The organism is Corynebacterium auriscanis, assembly GCF_030408435.1.
Classification (GTDB): domain Bacteria; phylum Actinomycetota; class Actinomycetes; order Mycobacteriales; family Mycobacteriaceae; genus Corynebacterium; species Corynebacterium auriscanis.
In genome coordinates this window covers 1972022-1990526 of sequence record NZ_CP047046.1, presented here as the reverse complement: position 1 = coordinate 1990526, position 18505 = coordinate 1972022, and the positions used below count along the sequence as shown (strand labels likewise).

9 protein-coding genes and 1 tRNA gene are annotated in these 18505 nt (G+C 59.2%); 7 read left to right on the top strand and 3 right to left on the bottom strand.

The window, feature by feature from the left end:
- Positions 1–15 precede the first annotated feature (15 nt).
- Genes CAURIC_RS08425 through CAURIC_RS08410 form a run of 4 tightly spaced genes read left to right on the top strand, consistent with a single transcriptional unit; the run spans position 16 to position 10318 of the window.
- Positions 16–3465: an ATP-dependent DNA helicase gene (locus CAURIC_RS08425; protein WP_290182463.1), complete on the top strand. Its 3450-nt coding sequence runs from the start codon at positions 16–18 to the stop codon at positions 3463–3465.
- A complete protein-coding gene (locus CAURIC_RS08420; protein WP_290182461.1) occupies positions 3466–7140 on the top strand; it encodes an ATP-dependent helicase in 3675 nt (1224 codons plus the stop codon).
- Positions 7141–7169: 29 nt separating this feature from the next.
- Complete coding sequence (locus CAURIC_RS08415) at positions 7170–8249, top strand: potassium channel family protein (RefSeq protein WP_035114829.1); 1080 nt, start codon at positions 7170–7172, stop codon at positions 8247–8249.
- On the top strand, positions 8246–10318 hold the full coding sequence (locus CAURIC_RS08410; protein WP_035114830.1) for an ATP-dependent DNA helicase UvrD2: 2073 nt from the start codon (positions 8246–8248) through the stop codon (positions 10316–10318). Before CAURIC_RS08415 ends, CAURIC_RS08410 begins: the two co-directional genes overlap by 4 nt.
- Positions 10319–10527: 209 nt before the next feature.
- Here CAURIC_RS08410 and CAURIC_RS08405 read toward each other — a convergent pair whose 3' ends face one another.
- Positions 10528–11352 (bottom strand): TOMM precursor leader peptide-binding protein, encoded by an 825-nt coding sequence (locus CAURIC_RS08405; protein ID WP_052095064.1) that lies wholly within the window; start codon positions 11350–11352, stop codon positions 10528–10530.
- 18 nt (positions 11353–11370) lie between these two features.
- Positions 11371–12786, bottom strand: a complete 1416-nt coding sequence (locus CAURIC_RS08400; protein WP_035114831.1) for a zinc-dependent metalloprotease — start codon at positions 12784–12786, stop codon at positions 11371–11373.
- Between the two features lie 138 nt (positions 12787–12924).
- On the opposite strand from CAURIC_RS08400, the gene CAURIC_RS08395 reads away from it, so the two are divergent.
- Positions 12925–14025: a YlbL family protein gene (locus CAURIC_RS08395; protein ID WP_035114833.1), complete on the top strand. Its 1101-nt coding sequence runs from the start codon at positions 12925–12927 to the stop codon at positions 14023–14025.
- Between the two features lie 95 nt (positions 14026–14120).
- Here the strand turns inward: CAURIC_RS08395 and CAURIC_RS08390 are convergent, their stop codons facing one another.
- Complete coding sequence (locus tag CAURIC_RS08390) at positions 14121–14642, bottom strand: PPA1309 family protein (protein ID WP_070434086.1); 522 nt, start codon at positions 14640–14642, stop codon at positions 14121–14123.
- Positions 14643–14755: 113 nt separating this feature from the next.
- On the opposite strand from CAURIC_RS08390, the gene CAURIC_RS08385 reads away from it, so the two are divergent.
- Both CAURIC_RS08385 and CAURIC_RS08380 read left to right on the top strand, forming a co-directional pair.
- Entirely contained in the window at positions 14756–17785 is a 3030-nt protein-coding gene (locus CAURIC_RS08385; RefSeq protein ID WP_035114834.1) for a UPF0182 family protein, read from the top strand.
- 296 nt (positions 17786–18081) lie between these two features.
- Positions 18082–18155 (top strand) — tRNA-Met (locus CAURIC_RS08380).
- The last annotated feature ends 350 nt before the right edge of the window (positions 18156–18505 follow it).

Genomic DNA, 18505 nt, shown 5'->3' with positions numbered 1-18505 from the left:
GCCATACTTGACACCATGGTTGAAGCACACGAGGTATCCCCACTGGCCCGGCGCATCGGTGCGGGGGCAAATCCGGAGGTCACGCTGGTTTCCTCCAGCCCGCACTCCGGTTGGTCCCACCGCGTTTTTGATGGGCTGGCCGCGCAATTCATCGCTCACGAACCTTCTGTGGACTACTCACGGCCGTTTGCTGTGTTGGGTGGCCCCGGCACGGGTAAAACTTCTTTTTTGATCGACGCCGCGCTGGCCCACATCCGCGCTGGTGGGTTGGTGGACGAGATCATGTTCGTCACGCCGTCCAAGGAATCCGCCACTCGGGTGAGGAACGAAATCTTTCATGCGTTATCCGATGGCGATCAGTATGCGGGTACGGGCGCGATGGTGCGCTCGGTACACTCGTGGACTTTCGCGTTCTACCGCGCGCATATGGTGGAGCAAGAGCAGGTGGCGCCGCGGTTGATCAGTGGTGCGGAGCACGACATCATTATTCGCGAATTATTGCGCGAACATGCTGCGACGGGAACGGGGCCGTGGCCCGAGGACGTTCGGGAAGCCGTGGGTTATGTGGGGTTCGCCAGGCAACTGCGTGATGTACTGCTGCGTGCCACGGAACGCGGTGTGGGTAGGGAGCAGCTGCACCGGCTGGGACAGGAATACAACCGGCCGATGTGGACTGCGGCAGCGGAATTCTTGCACGAGTACCAAGGTATCGCCAACCTCGCTGGCGCCGTGGATGTCAATGCCTCCGAATTGATGCACAAGGCCAATCAGGCAATGGATGCAGCATCCGAATCCCCGCAGATGCAGCGGCGCATCGGTCAAGTTAAGTTGCTGCTGGTCGACGATGCCCACAACCTGGACCCCGCCGCGGGTCGGTTTATTGAGTTCTTTATCCCGGCCGCAGAGCGGGTGGCGATTGCGGGTGATCCGGACCAATGCGTGTTCCACTTCCGAGGGGCGGATGAGGCATTTTTGAACAAATACGCGCGCTCGGCCGAGGGCTCAGCACGCGATTCGGCGCGTGAATCGGTGAATGGCTCGCCTGAAGCCTTGGCGAAGGGCATGCCGAGTGCCGGCACGTCGCGGATAGTCTTAAGCCGTTCCCACCGTGTGACCGACCAGACCTGCCGGGCCGTGAATCAATTGCAGAAACGCCTGCCGTATCAACCCGCACGCATGCCCGTGCGTGGAACCGATGATGCTGATCGGGGCCTGAGCTGCGTCATCGCACCCACTAATACCTCCCACAACCTAGCCGTGGCTGATGCGCTGCGACGTGAACAAGCGCGGGGAACTGAGTATCGAGATATGGCCGTCATCGTGCGCTCTGTAGGGGACATCCCGGCACTGCGACGGGTCCTGATGAACCACGGGGTGCCCGTGCAGGTGGATTCCACGTCCATAGTGCTGGCAGAACAACCCTTGGTGGAATTGCTGTTGCTGGCCGTGCAGGCAACATATCAGCCACTGCAGCCGACAGAGTTGAAATTGTTGCTGGAGAGCATCGTAGGTGGCGCCGATGCCGTCATGGTTCGTCGCCTGGAACGAGCGGTAGCCAAAGCCGTGCGCAATCAGCGGTTGAGGGATAACGAAGAAGCTCGGCAGTCGCTACCCAATGGGCGGCCTTTTCAAGCGATTGATTATTTAGCCTGGTACCTCAACACCGGGGAGAATGCGCCGGAATGGGTTGTTGAATTCTTCAGCACCCGAGAAATAGAGGTATTCCAGCGTGTTACTCGGGTTCTCCGCGCGGGTCGGGAAGCTCAACAAGAAGGCGCTGGGCCGGAAATTGTGCTGTGGCGGATATGGCAAGCCACCGAGCTATCTAGCGCGCTGCAAAACCGCGCGCTGCGAGGGGGAACCGTAGGCGCCCAGGCGGATCAGGATCTCGATGCTGTCATGAACCTCTTCGACCTAGTGGGTGACTTCGTAGAACGCAATCCTCATGCCAGCGTGAAAACGTTCGTAGAAGACGTACGAGCTCAAGAACTGCCCACGGGCGGGCGCGACCGGCGGGGGGTACAACCCAATGCGGTGGAAATACTGCCTGCCCACGGTGCTGCTGGGCAGGAATGGCAATTTGTTGTTGTCGCGGGAGTACAAGAAGATACGTGGCCAACGACCAGCCCTACCGTTGGAGGGCTGTTCAGCCAACTGGACCTCGTGGACCTTCTGGATCACAATATGGGCGAGGCAGGGCGAATGCCCTCGCTCGCGGAGATTACCGCTAGCCGAATCGCCGCAACTATCGCAGAGGAACGGCGCTTGTTCCTGCTGGCGATTTCTCGGTCGCGTGGCGCGACGGTGGTCACAGCCGTGAACAACACCGGCGATGAAGGATTAGAGCCCTCCCGCTTCATTCAAGAAATTGTGGGCGGAGGTGCGTCGGAACAAAAGGCGACTCACGCCGAGATCCCAGTGACGGAAGCCCCCGAGCTGCCACGCGTGCTAGCCGTAGAACCAATGGTGGCGGAACTACGTGATGCCGTGACAGATAAAGACCGGCCACACCACGAGCGGGTAGCAGCCGCCCGGAACCTGGCGCGACTGGCGGATCACGGTGTGTTCGGCGCACACCCGGAGCAATGGTGGGGCATGGCCGAAGGATCCACGGATCAGGTGATTAATCCTCAGCAAATCCGGTTGAGCCCTTCGCAAATGGAGCGCATGGAGGAATGTGTGCTGCGCGCGTTCTTGGATCGCAACAGCGGTGAACAGGAACGCACAGAAGCGATGCGTGTGGGCGAAATGGTGCACGCGATCGCCGAAGGATTTGTTCACGGGCTGAGCTTGGAAGAGGCCCTGCGGATTGTGGACGTTGTGATCCCAGAAGTCTCCACGCACGCGGGGTGGCGAACGGAATCGCTGTTGCACAAGTGGACCGAGGGCATTGGGCGGTTGCATACGTGGATGCGCGGTCAACTAGATGGGTTGGATCCCGCCAAGAACGAAAGGGCTGTGGCCGAGCAGATCCTGCGTACCACTATTGGCAGCACGGACGACGGGATAGAGGTTCTGTTGTCCGGACGTGCGGATTTGCTGATTACTCAAGCGCGGACGGCCGATTCCGATGGTTCAACCTTGGGGACCTGGGTGATCGATTTCAAGTCGGGCAGTTCTCCCATTTCTTTGGATCAGGCCAAGGAATCACCGCAACTCCGGGCTTATCAATACTTGTTGCAGGCTAGGGCCAATGACCCTGCAATGGGCGAGGACCGAGATAAATGGCGGCCACTGGGTGCGAAACTGGTCTATCCGAGTGCCGGTGCTAAATCCGTGACCACCCGGGAACAAATTAGTACCGACGGCAATGATGCTGCCGACGAAGATTTTCGGGCGCGGGCATTGCAGCTGGCCGAGCGTTCCAATGGTCCCCAATTAACGCCCACGCCTGGAAAACACTGCGACAAATGCGGTTATAAATTCCTTTGTCCTGCCTTCAATACCAACGAAAGGGTGATCTAGATGCTGGATGCAGATCGCGCTATTTTCACGCCAGAAGAAATCGCCGGCTTCATTCGTGATGGCATGGGGCTGGACCAATCAGATGCCTCACTGCGCGTGTATCCCAATCCGACCGATCAACAAGCGCAGGTCATTGGCTCTAAGCCCTCCGGTGCATTCCTGGTGGTTGCGGGGGCAGGCGCTGGGAAAACCGAAACTATGGCGGCCCGAGTGGTGTGGCTGGTCGCTAACGGTTACGTGCGCCCCGAACAGGTGTTGGGTTTGACGTTCACACGAAAGGCAGCCAGCGAACTAGCCCACCGCGTGCGTAGTCGCTTGGAAACGCTGGCGAATTCGCAACTGTACCTCGGCGCATTGGCGGCAGATGATCCGCGGCGCCGGTGGCTGAGCAATGTGGCGCCAACCATTGCGACTTACGATTCTTACGCCGGCACCATTGTGCGTGAATACGGCTTGCTGGTCCCGATGGAGCCAGCTGGACGGATTATCGGTGATGCCGAACAGTGGTTGATCGCGAGAGAAGTGGTGACGAATTACGGTGGCACCCTGAGCGTTGACAAGACCATTCCATCGGTGATCTCCGATGTGCAGGCGCTATCGAATGAGGCGCAAAGCCACCTGGTCGATGTGGACCAAATTAAAGAAGAATCCCTGTCGGCTATGCGTGATCTCGAGGGATTGGAATCGACGAAGAAGAAGGAACCGGATTACCTCAGCGGCGAGAATCAGAAGTTCCACAACGCACAGAAACAACGCATTGAGCTGCTCGAGTTAGTGCGGGAATACCGGAACACGCTGCAAAAGCGCGACCTGATGACTTTCGATCAGCAGATGTCTATTGCTGCTGAATTGGCCACCAAACATCCACGCGTAGGAGAGGAACAGCGCCAGCGCTTCCGGGTCGTGATGCTGGACGAGTACCAAGACACAGGCCAAGCTCAGCGAGTATTGCTGCGGTCGCTGTTTGGGGAAGGTAAAGACCCCGGATTGGCGGTCACCGCAGTGGGTGACCCGATGCAATCGATCTACATGTTCCGTGGTGCCACGGCCTCGAACTTGGAGAAATTCCGGGCAGACTTTTCGCCGGCACAGAAACTCGAGCTGACAACCTCGTGGCGCAATCCCTCCACGGTGTTGACGTTGGCGAACGTCGTCTCGCGCTGGTCGATGGAAGATCGGCCATTGGTCTCCGAACTGAAACCACGCGCCGGATCCGATGAAGGCACCGTGCGGGTGGCTTTTCACGACGATAAAGAACAAGAAATCACCTGGCTTGCGCAGCATGTGGCACAACACTGGGAGGCTTGGACAGATTCCGATCAGGCAAAACCGTTTTCCGCCGCCGTTCTGGTTCGCCGCAATGCCGACGCCGTGCCTATCTACGAAGCCCTGCGAGAGCTAGGTGTTCCGGCCGAAATGTCGGCAGGACCAGGCCTGTTGGAAATGCCTGAAGTAGAGCAAGTGTTGTCTACCTTGCGCGTGCTTGTCGATCCCAGCGATGACGAGGCCATACTGCGGTTGATCACATCCACCCGGTGGGCCTTGGGAGCCGCGGATATCAAAGCACTGTCCGATCGTGCGAAACAACTGCAGCACGCACAAGTTGAGACGGAACACACCACGGGGCCAGCTGACCAGCGCCTACAACCGTTGGCGGATGTGTTTGAGCGGCTGGATAATCCTGCACAAGTCCCGAGTGGTTCCGGGGCTAACCGTGCCACCAAACCCGGACAGAACTTGCGGGAGGAACTACAAGGAGTACTCGAAGACCCGGTAGCGGGCACAGTCGGTTTAGGCGACGCCCTCGCGGATTTGGGTGAAGCCACAAGTTTCGGAATGTCCCCTGTAGGGGCAACTCGTTTAGAGCAACTGTCCGCGGAGCTGGGGTTCCTGCGCCGTCACAGTATGTCGAAGTCCCTGCCAGACCTTGTGGCGGACATCGAGCGGATGCTAGGCGTGCGAACCGAGGTACTCACCCGGTGGTATTCCGCACCCGAATACTCCATTGGCACCAGTCATCTCGATCGATTTGCGGAAATTGTGCGCGGGTTTAGCGAGATCTCCGGGGCCAGCGCCAGCACCCTCGTGGAGTACCTTATGGCCGCCAAGGACAAAGAGGATGGCTTAGAAACCGGCGAGGTCACGAAGAAAGACAATCTGGTGCAAATCCTCACCGTGCACAAGTCCAAGGGACTGGAGTGGGACCTCGTGGCCGTGCCACACGCGGGCCGAGGAACCTACACCGATGCGGAAGCACCCACTACGCGCGGTTACAAATGGACCGACAATGCCACTCGATTGCCCACGCACTTACGTGGTGACGCGGAAGCATTCGAGGGGCTGGCGACTATGCCCGTCTTGGACCTTTCGGGGGTGGAAAAACGGTCGGATCACTCCAAACGTGTCGCAGGCTTCAAACAGGAATACAACCGTTTTGAAGCCAAAGAAGACGACCGCGTGTTCTACGTGGCCATCACCCGCGCCAAAAAGAAGTTACTGGTCAGCGGGTCTGCGTACCGTGAAGGCAGTAAATCACTCGAGGACCCTTCTGTGGGGCTGGTGTTGCTTCGCAATGCGTTATTCGAAGCCGCGGGCACACGGTGGAAAGCCGCGGAGGAGATTAAAACTATTGAGACCGTGCCCGTGTGGTCACCGCTGGGCAAGCTCCGCAAGAAGGAAGCAGATTTCGAACCGGCCGATCCATCAAATCCTCAGCCAGGCGGGCGCGAACGCAACCTCATGCTGAACGATGTCCTCGCATTCAATGACATCCGCCAAGCGTTGATCGACGAACTGCAACAAGCACCGGCCCGGGTGGGGAATGCAGCACCCTGGCCTCGCTCCGCAGCTCCTTTGTTGAGCGCCCGTCCTGGTGCCGAGGAAGGCGCACAGTTAGTGCGCCAGGCACTAGAAGCCCTGAAGCAGGGCTCTCCGCAGGGCGCAATTCAGCCAGCTGCTTCATCCACGGCCACGACTACCGGTGAAAGCTGGGACGTGGAAACAGCGCAGCTCATCCAAGAGTTACGCGTGGAAGAAACCGCAAAGATCGAGATTCCGCTGGACGTGCGGCTCACCGCCACGGAAGCCGTGGGCCTGCGGCGTGACCGGGCGGAATTCGCGAGGCGGCGTCGACGTCCAGTGCCTTTAGAACCCAAGCCATACGCCAAGCGAGGTACGGCGTTCCACAACTGGGTAGAACAGCATTACGACCACGTCACGTTGCTCGATGATGAACAATTGCCCGGAGCCTCGGATGCTACGTTGCAAGACCCAGCGCTGGAACGTCTAAAAGAACGGTTCCTGCAATCCGAATGGGCCGCACGCACACCTGCCAGTATCGAAGGGGCGTATTCTGTCTCATTGGCTGGGCACGTGTTTGAAGGTCGGATCGACGCCGTTTTCCACTTCTCCGATGACCCAACGAAGGGCTGGATGGTCGTGGATTGGAAAACTGGTAAAAAGCCCACCGGTGAAGACATGTCCGCAGCCAAGATGCAGTTGGCCGTGTACCGGTTGGCATGGGCACAAGTTTTGAGCTCTCAACTCGGGGTAGAAGTACCCGTTTCGGAGGTACGCGCGGCGTTCCATTACGTGCAGGCCAACGAAACGGTAGAGCCAGATAAGCTACCCTCTGCTAGGGAGATCGAACAGCTTTTGACCGATCCCGCGAAGTAAAGTTCGAACTACGTTAGTGAGGCCACTGCATGAATGACGGTATGCGCGACCGTTTTCGAACGGGCACGGAAGTTGATGAGCTTCCGGCGCACTCACTGCTGAACATTCTTCGTATCCCCAGTCCCGTGGTGCAATCGCCGTGGTTGCTTATCACTCGGAGAATGGGATACGCGTTGGCCCTGTTGTTGTTTAATGCGTTAATCGCTTATGTTGATCGCGATGGGTACAACGACATCAAAACTTTCGTTGATGCTCTGTATTACGCGGCCGTGTCACTATCGACCACGGGTTACGGCGATGTTACCCCGGTGACACAGCAAGCCCGATTAATTAACATCATCATCATTACGCCAATGCGTGTGGTGTTCCTGATCCTCCTCGTCGGTACGACATTGAGCGTGCTCACCGAGGAATCTCGTAGAACGTTCCAACTCAGACGATGGAGGAAGAAAGTGCGTAACCACACGGTTGTCGTTGGCTACGGAACCAAGGGACGCTCCGCTATTGCCGCACTTTTGGCCGATGGTGTGTCCCCGAACCAGATTGTCGTCATCGATGACGATCGAGACGTGCTGGAAAACGCCGAAGCGAAGGGACTGGTCACCGTTGTAGGCTCAGGCACTCGCTCTGACGTGCTGCGACTAGCGGGAGTGAACAGGGCACGGGCCGTTGTTATCGCCCCCAACCAAGACGATACGGCGGTTCTCATTACGCTGTCCGTGCGCGAGTTGGCGCCGTCGGCCATGATCGTGGCCAGCGTGCGCGAGGCCGATAACTCCCACCTGCTGCGCCAATCAGGGGCCGATTCCGTGGTCGTTTCGTCCGAAACCGCGGGCCGACTGATGGGGCTTGCCACCGTCACTCCGTCCGTGACCGAGATGATGGAGGATCTGTTGAGCCCGGACGAAGGCTTCTCCATCGCAGAACGCCTGGTCCGTGAAGAAGAAGTGGGTGGCAACCCGCGAGTCTTGGAAGACGTGGTCTTGGGAGTGGTGCGCTCCGGTGAGCTATACCGAATCGACTCCGTGGAAGCTGAAACCATTGAACCCGGTGATCGCATTCTCTTCGTTCGTTCTAACGCGGGCCCGGAGGAGGCGCTGCAACAGTGACGGATATTCTAGCTGGGCTGGACCCCGATCAGCTCCGCGCCGCCACGGCCCAAAGGGGGCCCGTGGCTATTATCGCCGGCGCCGGCACCGGAAAGACACGAACCATTACCCACCGCATTGCGCATTTGGTGGAAGGCGGTTATGTCAACCCCGATCGCGTGCTCGCCGTGACGTTCACGAACCGCGCCGCAGCGGAGCTTCGCGAGCGCTTGGTGCGCATGAACGTCCCCCGAGTACAGGCGCGCACGTTTCACTCCGCGGCCATGCGTCAATTGAAATACTTCTGGCCACGCTATGCCGAAGGGGTGGAATGGGAATTCCTCGAGAACAAGTTCCCCCTCGTGGCACGAGCAGCCCGCAGTCAGCGGCTGGAAACCAACAAGACCATGCTGATGGACCTGCTTGGCGAAATTGAGTGGGCGAAATCTTCGTTAGTTGTGCCCGAGGATTACCCCAAGGTCATGGATGCCAACCGCCGCGACTGCCCCGTGGATGCCGATAAGTTCGTGGGAGTTTTCCAAGCCTACGAGCAGATCAAGGTAACCGGAGAACGATTCCTGCTGGATTACGATGACCTGCTGCTGCACATGGCCGCTGCCTTGGAAACAAACGCGGGGATCTCGGAAGAATTCCGTTCGCAGTACCGCACGTTTGTCGTTGATGAGTACCAGGACGTCACCCCGCTGCAACAGCGGATGTTGGATGCCTGGTTGGGGGACCGCGACGATATCACGGTGGTGGGCGATGCGAACCAGACGATTTACAGCTTCAACGGTGCAACCCCGGAGTACCTGTTGGACTTCACGCGGCGTTTCCCTGAAGCCACGACGGTTCGCCTGCAGCGCGACTATCGTTCCACGCCGCAGGTTGTCGAACTCGCGAATAAGATCATCGAAAAAGCCCAGGGCCGTATCGCCGGATCCCGGCTGCAGCTGGTGGGCCAGCGCCCCGCAGGCGCAGAACCGGAATTTCACGAATATGCCGATGAAGCCGCGGAAGCCAAAGCCGTGGCCGAGGGCATTCGCGATCTCATCGCGGCGGGTGTGCCAACCAGCGAGATCGCCGTGCTGTACCGGATCAACGCGCAATCGGTGCTGTTTGAAAACGCGCTGACTGACCTCAGCATCCCCTACCAAGTCAAAAACGGCGCGGGTTTTTTCAATCGTCGCGAAGTCGCCGAAGGCATGCAAGCCCTGTTCCGCGCTGCGGAGCGTTTCGATCCGCAACCAGGGGAGGTCTACGATGCGGCCCTCGCGGCCCTGCACCTGGTTGGTTTTACACAGAAGGAACCCAGCGGCGCGCAGGAGCGCGAACGCTGGCAGTCGCTGAATGCGCTGGCCAATCTCATTGGGGAGATGGTCCAGGACAACCCCGAGCTCTCCCTGCGCGCCATCATGCTCATGCTGCGCGAACGTGCGGAGTCGAAGAATCCCCCGCGAGTCTCGGGTGTGACCCTCGCCAGTATCCACTCGGCTAAGGGGCTGGAGTGGGATGCGGTGTTCCTCGTGGGGCTCGTGGAGGGTACCTTGCCTTTCCACTTGGCGCTCAAGGGCGCGGGTTCCGCGCAGGCCATCGAGGAGGAACGCCGCCTGATGTACGTGGGCGTTACGCGTGCGCGGGAGCACCTGCACTTGTCGTGGTCCCAAGCGCGCCGGGAGGGCGGTCGCGCCAATCGCCGCCGCACCCGTTTTCTGGATGGCCTCGTTCCAGAATATGGGGCCGACGCCACGCGGGATTCATCTTCTACCACCAGCGGTGCACCGAAGAATGCATGTGTGGTGTGCGGGTCCAGGCTGACCACACCTGAATTCAAAATTATCGGTCGGTGCGGATTGCATGCTCCGGATAATGACCATGTGCTAGTGACGGAATTGCGGCAGTGGCGTTTGGGCGTTGCCAAACAGCGCGGGGTGCCACCTTACGTGGTGTTTACCGATGCCACGTTGAAGGCCATTGTTGCCGATCAGCCCACCTCGCTGGAGCAGCTAGTCCAAGTATCTGGAATTGGTCCGGTGAAGGCGGAGCAGTTCGGCGAAGACATTGTGTCGATCGTGGCGAACTACGCTTAGGAATTCACGCCTGTCGTGGATGAATCTTGATGAGGCTGCGTAATTAACCCGCCAACCGGCACACCGGGCGCACACGTGATGGCGGGGATGATGACTCGAGATGGACGTTAGCCCGAGTACACGTAGTTAACCCGCCAACCGGCACACCGGGCGCACACGTGATGGCGGGGATGATGACTCGAGATGGACGTTAGCCCGAGTACACGTAGTTAACCCGCCAACCGGCACACCGGACAATCCGTGGCAGGCGCCACGTGGGTGACCTCGCTGCGGCCCGTACTGGGATCCAAGATGGTGCGGCCAATCAAGGCAGCGGGAATACCTTCGTCGGGCCGACCCGTAGCGATCCACTGCAGCATATGCCGGTGCACTAACTCCGCCACAATCGTGGCCGCCACGGTCGAAGCCGTTGCTGCCGCACCCGCCGGCCGCGCGGTGGCCTGCATCCGTACGCCCCGCCACCCAGCATCGAATTGTCGATAATGCTGGTCGAAGCATGATAGGCAGGCGGTTTTTCCTGGCACGACCAAGGGACCGATCACCACGCGCTCGTCGATGACCCCAAAGGGAAGGTGTGGCACGCGATGAGCCATGAGGGAAAACTGTACGTCACCGGGCGGAAACACCATGCCCCCAAGCAATAAGGTGCTGGTGGACCTGGTGGTGGCGTCGAGGCTGACCATGTGGGCGTCGATATCCTTGGCCAACAATGCAGCGTGCGTGGCGGAAGTTAACTGCCCCGTGTGCAACAACCGCACCTGAGCCGGTGGCGCTTTGGGCAGCAGGATCCGAGCGCGAATAAGTTCACCCACGATGTCCGTGGCGACCGCCGTATCCATACCACAGTATCCAAGGTTAGCGATCACGGTGGAGCGTTCCGAACCCAAGCGACAGCCCAGCATAACGTGTGCAACCTGCCCAATCCGAACGGTCGTGGGCAGCGGCAGAATCACGGCGTGCTCCGGCAGAATGTGGAACTGCAGTCCCACACCCGGCCGGGCAATCACCGACGTGGTCGTCGGTAAAAAGAGCATTGTCCCCCCAGGATGCCCCTAGTTTTGATTATCGTCCTTGTCTTCCCCTTCGATCCGCTTCTTCATCTCGGCCTCGAGCTTCTCGATTTCGCTGATGGGGTTGAAGTCTTCCATTTCTTTGTCATCGAGAGCCACGTGCCCGATGAAGGCGGCGGGATTGTCCAAGTCAGAGCTTACCGGAAGGAAGTCGGGATGATCCCATACTTTGTCGCGGCGGTCTTGGCCTACGGCCTCTTCTAGTCGACGCCACAGGTCCGCAGCTTCGTTGGCTTTTGGAGCCGTGAAACTGATGCCGACGGCCTTGGTCAGCGCATCCATTGCCGGGGAGCCATTGTTGCGGAACGAGCTCCACGCGGCGCCGATCATTGCGGCATTGGGAATGCGCCCTTCCAGTGCGGTGCCGACCACGTAGTCCACCCACCCCTCAATCAAGGACAGGCTGGTTTCCAAACGCTCGCGGGCGTGCGCATTGGTGCTGACCACCTCAGGGGAGAGGTCCTGGCCCTGGAGCTTGTCCATCATCTCCTGCATACGCGCTGGGTCGCCCATGGACTCGGGATTGAACTCGCCCATTGCGTCCCGCATCTTCGAATCATCCAACGTGAGGCCCGCCGCGTATTCCTCCACGTCCAGGATGAGGCGCTCCTCCAGCCATGGAATGTGCTGGAAAAGTCGGTGGTGGGCTGCTTCGCGGGCGGCGAGGTAAATCAGGGCTTCCTGCTTTTCGCAGCCTAGTTTCGACGCCACGCTGTCCAAGTGAGCCGTGGACACCGCAGCGGTGCTGCCGTTGGCCAGCGGCACGCCCCACTGGGTCGAATGCACCACGTCCTTGGCCATTTCTCCCAAGGTGGCCCCCAGTTGGGTGCCGAAATTCATGGAGTTGATTTGCTTGAGAATTCCCTCCATCGGTCCCAGCTGCCCTTGGAGCTCTTCCGGCATACCGGTGAGCGCAGCATCCCCTAGCTTGTCGGCGAGGGGAGTGATAACCCGCTTCCAGGTGGGCAGGGTTTCTTCGAGCCACTGCACGGGGCCGAATGCCACGGAGCTGGACGCGCCGGCGGGAAGGGGAGTGGCTTCATCCAGCCACAGTTCCGCGAGGCGCACGGATTCTGCGACGGCCTGGGACTGGGTGGATTCGGGCCGCTTATCCTTCTGGGCTTGCGCAATGTGCTGCCGGGCGATGCGTTCGGCCACCGCATAATTCACGCTGCCCTTGCCTTCAGGGCTGTTCATATCCGCACCGAAACCGCTGAGCATAGAGCCGATGTGGTTGAACAGGTCACCCATGTTTCCACCACCCATGTTGCCGCCCATGTGGCCACGGCCCATGTTGCCACCGAAGAAAAATCCAAAGGGATCGTTGTGGTTATCGTCCCTGCGGTCGTCCTCGGAATCGTCATCTGAGCCGTTGGATCCGAAACCGAATTTACTCATGCTACCACCGTACCGGTTTGCGCTGGTCGTGTGTGTGCGCTGGTAGCGAACATACAGTTACTTGGCGCGCGAATGTGAACACGCGCGTAGTCGTGCGGTCCATTCGTGTCGTCGTGCCAAGGCACTAAGGTATAACAGGTGAGTTTTTGGAATCGTCGTAACAGGACCGTCGTGCTTGGCGCGGTACCCGTCGTGGTGCTGGCCTCCCTCGTGGGATTGCCACAGGTACCCGGCACGAATATTGACCTGACCGTTCCCTACGCAGCCCAAGGTAAGGGACCGACTTTTAATACGTTGGGGAACGTTGACGGCAAAGATGTGGTGGAGATCTCCGGAGCGGAGGTCGACAAAACCAGTGGCAACCTCAACATGACAACCGTTGCGGTGCGCACCAACATGACCTTGGCACAGGCGCTGGGGCGTTGGATCGCTACCGATGACACTCTGGTTCCCATCGAGCAGGTTTTTCCTTCGGGAGTGAGTCCGGAGCAGGTGCAGGAACAAAACAATGCAGCCTTCGCCGCGAGTGAGTCGAACGCTACAAGCGCGGCAATGAAGTACCTGAACCGTCCCATGGAAACCATGGTGGTGGACTTGAGCGATAAGGGCCCCGCCAAGGACGTGCTGGAGGTCAACGACGTGATCACCGAGGTGGGAGGGGAGAAAATCACCGTGCCCGCCGACCTAGCCAAGAAGATCGGGGCGCGGAAGCCGGGCGAAACCGTCAAGATCAAGGTGCTGCGGCACGCCCGTACGCAAGAGGTCGAGGTGAAGCTCGCGGAAACCCCCAAGGAGTTCCTCCCACAGGGAGCGAAAGGCCCCAAGGCATTCTTGGGTGTAACCAGCGTGGCTCAGCCTGCCGGTGATGTGCGCGTGAACTACAACCTCAACGATATCGGTGGCCCCTCGGCTGGGTTGATGTTCTCCCTCGCGGTGGTGGACAAGCTGTCCCCGGGGGAACTCACCGGCGGGAAGTTCATCGCCGGCACCGGAACCATCGATTCTGAGGGCAATGTGGGGCCCATCGGAGGTATCACGCACAAGATCGCGGCCGCCGCAGATGCGGGAGCCAAAGTCTTCCTCGTTCCCGAGGACAACTGTGCAGAGGCCGTCACCATCCCGGATTCCGTGCAGGACAAGGGAATTAAGTTGGTAAAGGTCGATAAGCTCACGACCGCGGTCGACCAGCTCAATAAACTGAATGCGGGCGAGGAACCACAGGTCTGCACCGGCAGCTAGAGGTCACTCGGCGGAACTGGCCGATTACTCGGCGAATGTGTGCCACCCAACACGATGGCTGCGGTGGTGTGCGCGACCCACGCGGAACTGGCCGATTACTCGGCGAATGTGTGCCGCAGGGTTGCGATGACGCCCGGCGCCAAATCGTCCCCGCCCATCAGCTCGATTTTGTCTTGCGCGAACGGGTCAGCTGCGAGTTGTTCGTCCGTGGGCCGCAACTGCACAATGCTGCGCTCGGCACCCGATCCATTGCGGTCGTCGAGGATTCCGGAAAATAGCCGCGCGGCGCGCGGCGTGCGGTCGGCGCCCTCTGCGGAATTCACGAAAGTGATTTCCTGAGCCACGATCGCGCCCACGACCTGTTCCGGCCACGTGACGGTCGCAATAAATTCTCCGAGTTCTTCGGACCCCGGCTGGATGTGATCCGGTACGTCTTCCTGGACCACGAGAGCCAAAGGATTGGCGCCGTCTTCGAGCTCGAGGGCGTCGGCAACCAAAGCAAAAGGCACCAGAGCGAATAGCGTGGCTGGTTGGTCCCACCCCTCGGCGTGCACGAAATCAACAGCTTCGCGTAAAGCGGCGTTGAGGATACGATCGTCGTGCAGGTCGAGGGACATGGGTAGGTGCCTTTCCGCAATAAAGAGATTTATGGTTCGAGCTGGATTTTACGTATTCTGGGGGCACGTTTGCTAATTGACTAACCCTGATGGAGACCTGAGCAACCTTGAGCATGTCGACTCCAAAACGTCCCGGTTCCTCCCCGAACCGAACCTCCCCCTCGCGCCGCTCGAAGATCCTGGGAGCTCTCGCTGCCATAATCGCTGCGGCGTTTTTCCTTATCCCCGTCCTCGTGCGCACGTACACGGATTTCACATGGTTCAGGTCTGTGGAACACTCCGGTGTGTTCCTGAATGTACTGGTGGCCCGCATCGTGTTGTTCGTTGTTTTTGGGCTGGTGGGTGCGCTGCTGGCGTGGCTGGCAGCCTTTTTGGCCTACCGCACTAAACCAAATCCGGGATCGGCAATGTCCAGCGATTCGCCCCTGGTGGAGCTGCGGCCACTGATTCGGAAGAACCTGCGGCCGTTTCTGGTGGGAGTGCCCGTTTTCGTTGGTTTGATCACGGGGCTTGTGGCACAAAATAACTGGCGGACCGCGTTGATGTTCCTCAACGGCGAACCCTTTGGGGTCAACGACCCGCAGTTCGGAAAGGACCTAGGGTTCTACGCGTTTAATCTGCCCATGCTGCAATTGATACTGGGCACCTTCAGCATTCTGCTGGTTCTCGCCTTCGTCATCAATGCGGTAGGACACTATCTGCTGGGGTCCATCACGACGGGTAACCCGCGGTTGGGGGAGAAGGCGAAGATTTCCGTACCAGCCCGCCGACAGTTGGCGGTTATTGCCGGGGCGTGGATCGTCTTGAAGGCAGTGGGGTACTGGTTCCAGCGCTACGCCTTGATGAATACGGCCCATCAGACGTTTACTGGTGCTTCGTACACCGACATCAACGCCAAGCTGCCCGCGCAGATTGTCATGCTGGTTATCAGTTTGTTCGTCGCTGCCCTGTTCTTTTTCACCGTTGTTATTAAGGACCTGCGTATCCCGGCCTTGGCGGTAGCGCTGATGGTTGGTTCCACCCTTGTGATCGGTGTGGCATGGCCGTTGGTGTTGGAGCAGTTCTCCGTTTCGCCCAACCGTGCGGAAAAGGAGCGCGAGTACATCGGCCGCAATATTGAGGCCACCCGATTCGCCTACAACATTGGCGATGACCATGTGACGTACGACCAGAAGTGGGGCGCTTCCGAGGGCGACGATGCTAAGGACACGAAGTCCATCGCTCAAGACGATGAAACTCTGTCCAACATCCGCTTGCTGGATCCCGAGATCCTGAACCCCACGTTCACGCAGCAAAAGCAGTTGCGCAACTTCTACGGGTTCCCGAAGGAGCTGGCCATCGACCGGTACCAGGTGGATGGCAAGATGCGCGACTTCGTGGTGGCTGCCCGTGAGTTGGACCCCAATGCGCTGACGGGGAACCAGACGGACTGGCTGAACCGGCACACGGTGTACACCCACGGCAATGGTTTCATTGCGGCTCCTGCGCGCAAGGTAGATGCGGTGGCTCGCGAAGCTGGTTCCGACCGTGGTGGGTACCCTGTGTACACCACGGCTGACCTGCAATCCAACGAATCAGGTAAGCAGGACGGCGAGCTGCGCGTGGACCTGCCACAGCCTCGTATCTACTTCGGTCCGGTTATCGCTTCTTCTACTCAGGCGAATTCCGATTACGCCATCGTGGCTAACCGCGGCACGGATGAGGATCTGGAATACGATACGGACGCGAAGAACTACACGTACACAGGCAAGGGCGGGGTGAACGTTTCCAACTACTTCAACCGCCTGATGTTTTCCATTCACTTCGAGTCGATGAACATGTTGTTGACCGACCGGATCGGTGATGGGTCCAAGATCCTCTTTGAGCGCGATCCCCGCGAACGCGTGCACAAGGTGGCTCCGTGGCTGACGACGGATTCTAAGACGTATCCCGTGGTGATGGATGGTCGGATCAAGTGGATCGTGGATGGCTACACCACCTTGGACAACCTGCCGTACTCCCAGCGTATGTCGCTGACGGATACGACCGCGGATGCAACGAATCCGGGCGGCGTGAACCAGAATCAGATTGTTTCCAATGACGTCAGCTACATCCGTAACTCGGTGAAGGCTGTGGTGGATGCGTATGACGGCAGTGTGGACCTATACGAATTTGACGATAAGGATCCGGTGCTGAAGGCTTGGCGCAAGGCGTTCCCGGATGTGGTTAAGCCCAAGAGCGAGATCTCCGATGACCTCCGCAGCCACCTCCGTTTCCCTGAGGACATGTTTAAGGTGCAGCGCGAGCTGATCGCCAAGTACCACGTTTCCGATCCCGGGGTCTTCTTCCAGAACGACGCCTTCTGGTCTGTGCCTTCGGATCCCACCGCGCCGAAGAATCGTTCTGATTTGGCACAGCCACCGTACTACTTGGTGGCCGCTGATCCGGTAACGGGAAAGGCTTCCTTCCAGCTGACGTCCCCCTTCCGCGGTCTGCGCCGAGAATTCCTCGCGTCCCACATGACGGTTTCCAGCGACCCGGATAATTACGGAAAGATCTACGTTCGTGTGCTGCCTACGAATACGCAGACGCAGGGGCCGGCGCAGGCACAGGACACGATGATGTCCTCTGGTGAGATTGCGCGGGAGCGCACCCTGTTGGAGGGCTCCAACGAGTTGAAGAACGGTAATCTGCTGACCCTACCGGTGGGCGATGGTCAGATCCTGTACGTGGAGCCGGTGTACTCCGAGCGTAAGGGGCAGGATTCGGCGTTCCCGAAGTTGCTGCGTGTGCTCGTCAGCTACAAGGGCCAGGTGGGTTACGCACCGACGATTGCGGAGGCACTGAGCCAAGTTGGCATTGATGCTTCGGCTGCGACCGACATCAAGGAGGTCGATGGTAGTGTCAAGAACCCCAGTGGCGAAACTGACAAGGGTGACACGGGCGGCAAGGGCGACAAAGGCGCGGAAAGCAAGGATGACGAGAAGGGCGCCCAGGCCCAGGGCGACGGCGCGAACGTGGATACCACGCCGGAGAAGAAGGTTCGCGACGCGATGGACAAGGTGAAGGAGACGCGCCAGAGCGGATCCTTCGAGGAGTTCGGTAAGGCACTGGACGAGCTGGATAAGGCAGTGGCGGAGCTGCAGGAAAAGCGCAACGGTTAGCGACGGTTGGGGCGAGCTGGGCCCGGCTGGGTCGGCATGGGCTCGTGCTTGCCGTGGCAGATTTTCGAGCCTGCCCATCAGCCCCATTGATTCTCCCAGCGCCCGCCCGCTCTGCTTCGGATCGCGCGATGACTGCTCGAACCCCGATTAATGTGAGGCTCCTGTTCGCACTCTGCCGTGGCTTCGCGAATTCGAATTAGATGTGGTCTTGAGCAGGCGATTTCACTTCTACCGACCTTTGGGTTACAGTTGTAAACGTCGCTGACAGGGACGGTTTGTTCCGGTCATGCACCCGTCGCGGGGTGGAGCAGCTCGGTAGCTCGCTGGGCTCATAACCCAGAGGTCGTAGGTTCGAATCCTGCCCCCGCTACAAAATATGAACCCCTTGATCTTCGTACGAAGATCGAGGGGTTCTTCTGCGTTTGCAGGGTAATTGCACAGTGATCCCCGCGGGCGCACTTCGATTTGCAGAACGAGATGCGCGTGGGAGGTGCTTGGTGGTGCGTTTCGTTCTGCTTTCTGGGGGAGGGGAGACCTAGCCGCTGCTCCCCAACGGCCCCCGCACCCTGAGGTAGGCATTGAATCCGCTGCTGGTAGGTCGGTGACTGTTTTACTTGGGCTGGCTGCGGGTAGGTCGCTAACTATTCCACCTGAGGTGGCTGTTGGTAAGTCCGTAACTATTTCACCTGTGCCTGTCCCCGTACCCGTGCCGCCCCTTGG

Bases quoted from the DNA above. Each gene is read 5' to 3' on its own strand.
- CAURIC_RS08405 (WP_052095064.1), bottom strand. From the start codon at position 11,352: ATGCTCTTTTTACCGACGACCACGTCGGTGATTGCCCGGCCGGGTGTG.
- CAURIC_RS08415 (WP_035114829.1), top strand. From the start codon at position 7,170: ATGAATGACGGTATGCGCGACCGTTTTCGAACGGGCACGGAAGTTGAT.
- CAURIC_RS08390 (WP_070434086.1), bottom strand. From the start codon at position 14,642: ATGTCCCTCGACCTGCACGACGATCGTATCCTCAACGCCGCTTTACGC.
- CAURIC_RS08385 (WP_035114834.1), top strand. From the start codon at position 14,756: ATGTCGACTCCAAAACGTCCCGGTTCCTCCCCGAACCGAACCTCCCCC.
- CAURIC_RS08420 (WP_290182461.1), top strand. From the start codon at position 3,466: ATGCTGGATGCAGATCGCGCTATTTTCACGCCAGAAGAAATCGCCGGC.
- CAURIC_RS08425 (WP_290182463.1), top strand. From the start codon at position 16: ATGGTTGAAGCACACGAGGTATCCCCACTGGCCCGGCGCATCGGTGCG.
- CAURIC_RS08400 (WP_035114831.1), bottom strand. From the start codon at position 12,786: ATGAGTAAATTCGGTTTCGGATCCAACGGCTCAGATGACGATTCCGAG.